A 1,668-nucleotide genomic window follows, 5' to 3' on the forward strand; every position below is an offset into this window, starting at 1 on the left:
ACATACCTTGCCATCCCGCTGACGCAGGATGCCGAGCTGAAGGCCGACAAGGAGGCGGCGGCGATCGGCACGCCGTCGACCGGCGGTTCCGGCGGGCTGTTCGGCCGCTTGATCGCGCAGGACCGCGCCGGCTCGCCGGTCGGATCGCCGGCCAGCACGGACGTGCTGCAGGGCGGACGCGCCAGCAGCGAACCCTGGCATGGGCGCTGGTAAGATGGGGCGCTGGTAGATGGTCGCACGTCCCGCCACGCCGCAACGGTCCTGGAACGCCGGCGAATTCACGCCGGAGGCGAAGGGCCGCGTCGACATCAAGCAGTATTATTCGGCCGGCCTTGCCTACAAGGGCATCGAGCCGGTGCCGCAGTCCGGATTTCGCCGCATGGGCGGGTCGCGCCGCGTCGGCACTTGGCGCAAGCCGCTGGCCGTGCGCGCCATCACCGCGCCGACGCCGGCGGCCGGCCCGTTCACCGGCACGCAAACCATCTGGACCGGCACCGTTGCCGGCACCGTCGCGGCGGTGCTGGCCTCGACGCTGGCGATTTCGGCCGGCACCGCCACCTTCACCGTGGAAGCGTTCGTCGGCGGTGTCTGGGTTGCCGTGGGCGGGCCGTTCGCGGTCAAGACCGGCACGCCTGAAACGCGCCTTGCCGCCTTCGCGCCCGGCCAGCAGAAGGCCGCCACCTCGCTGCGCATCCGCGCCACCTTCTCGACGCCCGCCACCACGGTGTCAGGCCTTGTGGTCGATGCGTTTTTCGAAAGCGGCACGGCGCTGGCGCCGCGCTATGTCGAGCTGACAACCGACCAGGGCGACGCGCTGTCGTGCTATGTTTCGGCCGGTATTGCCGACTTCTTCACCGAAACCGGCTTTGTCGGCTCGGCACGGATTGCTGCTCTCACCGCGGCGATGCTGCCGGATCTCGAATTCTATTCCGAGGGCAGCACGATCGGCATCTTCCACGGCGACCTCGAAACCGTGCGGCTGTTTCTCGCCACCTCCGGCCAGCTGCAGGACTGGCGGCAGGATCTGTGGCCTTACGATCCGGTGCCGCATGCCGACCTTGGTGGCGACTATGTGAAGACCGACGATGTCTGGGAGATCTTCTTTCGGCGCGGCAGCGACCCGGTCTATGTCTACACCTCGCTCACCGTCAACGGCGAGACGACGCCGGGCATTCCGCTGGTCGACAGTCTCAATGTCGCGCATCTGTGGGACACCGGCGACGATTGGGGCCTGTATGCCACCAACATCCAGACGGCGCTGAATGCGCTGCCCTCGATCGGCGCCGGCGTGACCGTCGTGGAAGAGACCGTCGCGGGAGGCTTGAACCGCAAGATGGTGGTGACGTTCGGCGGCGACCTGTCCGGCGAGGAATATGAATTTTCGGCCATTGTCGCCAACACCGCCGACGCCTCCGTGCTCGCCTACCACACGCAAGTCGGCAAGACCGAAACCGAAGCGGTGTTCTCGACAGAAAATGGCTGGGCCGGCGGCGCCGAGCTGGTGCAGGACCGCATAGACTATTACCGCATTCCGGCGGTGACCGGTGCGATGGCGTTGAGCCGGGTGGCCGAATATTTCGATCTCAACATCGAGGCCCCGACGGACAATGCGGCCCGGCTCGACAAGCTGCGCTCGCAGACCAGCGAGACCATCGTGCACGTCAAGGA

The 1,668-nt window shown here is 67.0% G+C and carries 2 protein-coding genes; both read left to right on the forward strand.

What is annotated here, in order from left to right; genetic code table 11:
• Nucleotides 1-213: hypothetical protein (locus EOD15_RS36080; protein WP_185929156.1), on the forward strand; the 213-nt coding region annotated here is incomplete at its 5' end.
• Between the two features lie 16 nt (nt 214-229).
• On the forward strand, nt 230-1,668 hold a 1,439-nt coding region (locus EOD15_RS33875; protein WP_148129805.1), incomplete at its 3' end, for a hypothetical protein.

Origin of the sequence: Mesorhizobium sp. M7A.T.Ca.US.000.02.2.1, from assembly GCF_003996995.1 — a bacterium.
In the GTDB taxonomy this organism is placed as follows: domain Bacteria; phylum Pseudomonadota; class Alphaproteobacteria; order Rhizobiales; family Rhizobiaceae; genus Mesorhizobium.